Annotated in this window: 1 protein-coding gene; it reads left to right on the top strand. The window is 39.2% G+C overall.

Going from position 1 to position 265, the window contains the following annotated elements:
* The coding region (locus G6042_RS00360) for a transposase (protein ID WP_169522323.1) at positions 1-265 on the top strand (265 nt) is incomplete at both ends.

The raw sequence follows: 265 nt of genomic DNA, 5'->3' as shown, positions 1-265 counted from the left end.
GAAGTGAGTATGCTGATGCAGTAGAGGAAAACAACAAACGCTATAAAGCCAACCAGCAACTCTATAGAAAACGACAAGAAATCAACGAACACATCTTTGGAACAATAAAGCGAAAATGGGGATATAACCACACCAATTTAATAGGATTAGAGAAAGTAAACGGCGAACACAGTTTGATCATGCTGGTGTATAACATCAAACGCAGCATCAATATCCTTGGTGTGCCCGATTTAATAGCCAAACTCAAAGCATGGAACTCACCTTA

Origin of the sequence: Flavobacterium solisilvae (genome assembly GCF_012911605.1) — a bacterium.
GTDB classification, from domain to species: domain Bacteria; phylum Bacteroidota; class Bacteroidia; order Flavobacteriales; family Flavobacteriaceae; genus Flavobacterium; species Flavobacterium solisilvae.
The sequence above is the reverse complement of the archived record's forward strand: the minus strand, read 5'-3'. Positions and strand labels throughout refer to the sequence as shown.